This is a genomic window from Limosilactobacillus coleohominis, from assembly GCF_016901675.1.
GTDB classification, from domain to species: Bacteria; Bacillota; Bacilli; order Lactobacillales; family Lactobacillaceae; genus Limosilactobacillus; species Limosilactobacillus intestinavium.
In genome coordinates this window covers 1-3,559 of sequence record NZ_JACJKU010000107.1, presented here as the reverse complement: position 1 = coordinate 3,559, position 3,559 = coordinate 1, and the positions used below count along the sequence as shown (strand labels likewise).

General features: G+C 39.6%; 4 protein-coding genes and 1 pseudogene. 2 read left to right on the top strand and 3 right to left on the bottom strand.

What is annotated here, in order from left to right; genetic code table 11:
* A pseudogene (locus H5975_RS09135) lies at nucleotides 1-1,173 on the top strand (IS3 family transposase); the annotation flags it as partial.
* A 96-nt stretch (nucleotides 1,174-1,269) separates the two neighbouring features.
* Here H5975_RS09135 and H5975_RS07625 read toward each other — a convergent pair.
* Nucleotides 1,270-2,019, bottom strand: coding sequence for a hypothetical protein (locus H5975_RS07625; RefSeq protein ID WP_204785541.1), 750 nt, complete (start codon nucleotides 2,017-2,019; stop codon nucleotides 1,270-1,272).
* Between the two features lie 105 nt (nucleotides 2,020-2,124).
* Nucleotides 2,125-2,301, bottom strand: a complete 177-nt coding sequence (locus tag H5975_RS08805) for a hypothetical protein (RefSeq protein WP_239459538.1) — start codon at nucleotides 2,299-2,301, stop codon at nucleotides 2,125-2,127.
* 260 nt (nucleotides 2,302-2,561) lie between these two features.
* Between H5975_RS08805 and H5975_RS07615 the strand changes: the two genes are divergently transcribed.
* Nucleotides 2,562-3,254: a DUF554 domain-containing protein gene (locus H5975_RS07615; protein ID WP_204785540.1), complete on the top strand. Its 693-nt coding sequence runs from the start codon at nucleotides 2,562-2,564 to the stop codon at nucleotides 3,252-3,254.
* On the opposite strand, the gene H5975_RS07610 is transcribed toward H5975_RS07615, so the two are convergent.
* On the bottom strand, nucleotides 3,251-3,415 hold the full coding sequence (locus tag H5975_RS07610; protein ID WP_204785539.1) for a hypothetical protein: 165 nt from the start codon (nucleotides 3,413-3,415) through the stop codon (nucleotides 3,251-3,253). The two genes, H5975_RS07615 and H5975_RS07610, sit on opposite strands and share 4 nt — an antisense overlap.
* Nucleotides 3,416-3,559: the final 144 nt, after the last annotated feature.

Sequence of the window (3,559 nt, the reverse complement as noted above, 5' to 3'; positions counted from 1 at the left end):
GAAACAAGAAAATTTGGCGTCAATTCCCGAAACTTGTATTCACTTTGGTTACCGTTCTCCTGGTTCGGTTTATCAATGGGAATGCCTTTATAATAAGCGAGGGCCGCAGACCCTTTTAGGGTTACGCCAAGGAAGGAAATCTAAGCATGGTGAACCATCACGACAAGAGCCAAGAAGAACAGCTTCGTCAGCTTCAAAACAGAATTAAGCCCTACAAGGAGAAAACTTATTGTTAAAGATACAACTCGACGCCTCAAAAAAATTGGCAGCCTTGAGGAAGCATCCAAACAAGAACTCGCGGAAGTAATCTATGAGCTCACGGCAAAGTACCGGTTAAAGGACCTGATTGATGCGCTTCCGATTTCGATGTCGACTTATCAATATTGGCAGGTCAAGTTTGAACATCCTGATGAGGACGAAGAAGAACTCAAATCAGTAATCAAAGGACTCTTTAACTACTATGAAGTCGAATACGGGGTGCGCCGGTTAAGTTCACAAGTTCGCGATTATTACCGGTTAATTGGTAAACAAGTTCCTAACCATAAACGTATTCAGCGTTTAATGCATGAAATGGGACTCAAGTGTACTAAATATAATCAACGAGTTCGTAAGTACGACTCATCTAAAAGCCCTAATGGTAAGAAAGATAAGAATAAGCTCAATCGTCGCTTTATGAGTGATCGGAAGTACCAGAAAATGGTCTGTGATATTACCGAATTCAAGGCGAGAAATGGAAAGAAAATCTATTTGGAAATCATCAAAGATATGGCAACTAAACAAGTCCTTAATTGGGCAATCAGTGAACATCCAAACCTGCGGTTTGCTTTAACACCACTATAAGAATTACTTAAACAACTACCACAAACTGGCTATCAACTCACTTTACATACTGATCAAGGATGGCATTACCAACATCGTGCTTGGCGCAAACTGTTACGCAAAGGAAAGATCAGACAAAGTATGTCCCATCGGGCAACATGCTTAGATAACGCCGCTTGCGAAACAGTCTTTAGTAAATTGAAAGCGGAAATCGGTGCCGATACACGTTATCGTAATCAAGATGAATTAAAACAAGCGGTTGAAGAGTGGCTTCACTTCTGTAATGAACGACGCATTCAAACAAAACAAGGAAACCAAACACCGCTTCAGTATGAGCAGTATCTAGTTGCCTAGAAAAATATTTATTCAATTATTAAGCCAGAATATTCAACTTCCAACTTTTTGGGTACACGTCACTACGCCCCTTATTTATTTCAAGATAAAGTTGCTTTACTTCGCATCAAAGAATAATTCGTCATCCTTGTGCTTTTCACCGAATAAGGTCCGGTCCATAACTCGCAGTTCATCAACCCGGTTACCATGACCTAAGACTTGTTTGTCATCCTCGCGAATCCCATTCAAATATTCTGAATCAGATAACTTGCGTGCATAGTTCAACAATACATTGGTCATTTGATCGTATACCGGTTGCTTATCCTTGTCATTTTCAGCCATCTTACCTAAGAAAGTAATGAACGCCTTATCCATATCAATCCAGGCATTGAAAGTTTCAGAAGGCTTCTTATCACCAACAAAGGCAACCATGTAGTTCTTGTAGTAATCCACAGCATAGTAGTCTTCACTAGTTGGCTTAACCAAGGAGTTATTTTCAATAAACATCATGCAACCAGCACCATACAAGTAAGTCATGATGCCGGCACCCCATTGAGCAGCTTGACCTTCTGTAATGGGATTTTCAGCGTTGACCTCACTATACCGTTCAAATAGTAACAGTGCCGCAATCATAAAATCATCTGCTGCCCAAGATGTTTTAATATCCATCGTGTGGTTGCTGTCTTCACCAGCAGTTGGCATCCCAGCAAATTGAACCATTGCACGGTTACCAAAATAGAGTGGACTATAACTCAAACTAATTGCATTGTTAAATTGCTTCAAAGCTTCTGTGAAATTCCCAGTTGAAGCAAGCTTAACCCCTTTTTGATTGTATTCTTGTGCAGTTGATGCATTGTGTTTTGCCATTTTAGCTTCCCCATTTCATTAGTGAATAATATTAGCGACGAGAGTAGCCAGCTCCCTGCTATATTTTTGTTTTAGCATTCTCAATCGCAAAGTGCAAAATGGTAATCAGCGCTTTACAATCATGACATTGCCGTCTTCTTGGTTGCCATAGACGAGGTAGTGTCCATCCAATTTAATCTCATGAGCATCCTTGCCAATTGGAATTCCTTTAACTACATACTGACCAGTTGGCAATTCCCCGACTTGATCAAATAATTCTGGAACCGGGTCAATATCAGTCACATTGAAACTCCCCATCGACTCCACCATTACTGAACTTTAAGTCGTTACCATCAACCTGGCTAATTACCACTTGGCCAGTCGTAGTTACCTGGTATACCTGTTGCATCATATTCATGACCTCCATGAAAACATTTACATATGTCTACTAAATTTTAGCTAATTTACACCAAATATGTCAATATTTTATAAATTTTACTTTGCCTTTTTATGGATCCTCTTGTAAAATAGTACAAGTCTCAGCACGAATGGAGAATTTGAATATGATTGGAATTATTGCTAATGCCCTTGCGGTTGTTGTTGGAACAGCAATTGGGGTGGTCGTAAAGCACTTCTTAACTGACCGATATAAAGAAGCACTGTGGATGGTCTTGGGATTTGCAGCGTTAGGTGTTGGCACACAAACTATAGTGTCAAACCTTCCCAAGAGTCATTACCCAATCCTCTTTATTATCAGTATGGCCATTGGTTTTCCAATTGGTACTTATTTACGACTTGATGACCGTTCTAACAGTTGGTTAAATTATCACTTTACAACCAAAGTTGGAGAAGGAATCGCAACCGCCAGTTTTCTTGACTGTATTGGTGCCTTAGCAATTCTCGGTCCGGTATATGCTGCTACCAGCGGCAACCAGACCATGTTGTTTACTAATGCCATGTTCACCCTAGTATGTGCCATTATTTTTGGTGCTGGTTTCGGTTGGGGAATGTTATTAGAAACTCCCATCATCTTCATCTGGCTATTCTTAATCTACCTAATTGCGAAATTCCTATCAGCGAGCTTTTTCTCACCAATCTTTATCACTGAGGAATCTATTGTAGGTGGATTTTTGATCATCGCTGCGGGATTCTCTCTACTGAAAATCCGGCAGTTTAAGACCGTCGATATGCTCCCGGCCTTATTGGTACCAGTATTATTCTTTATTGTGTTAGACATAATTCAAACTACTCACTAACAACAAATGTGATCTAGAGCCTGCTTTGCAGGTTCTTTTTTTGTGAGTTCATGTAGTAATCGCAACACTTCATGAATCTCTTCTAGAGAGTATTGAGCGACAGTCATCTCAGAAATTAATGCACGCTCATTACCGTTAATCATTGCTTGTTCTATGTTCATATTCTCATCTCCCATCCATTTATAGACAAAAAAACGGGGCTGTGACATAAGTCCCTAAAATGAAAAGATCCATTCGGAATTTGGTTAAATTTATGAATGGATCTTTTTGATAAATAAAATATTTTGAGAAAATGGATGGCCTAT

Coding starts and splice junctions, on each gene's coding strand:
- H5975_RS07610 (WP_204785539.1), bottom strand. CDS start 3,415: ATGAACATAGAACAAGCAATGATTAACGGTAATGAGCGTGCATTAATT.
- H5975_RS07615 (WP_204785540.1), top strand. CDS start 2,562: ATGATTGGAATTATTGCTAATGCCCTTGCGGTTGTTGTTGGAACAGCA.
- H5975_RS07625 (WP_204785541.1), bottom strand. CDS start 2,019: ATGGCAAAACACAATGCATCAACTGCACAAGAATACAATCAAAAAGGG.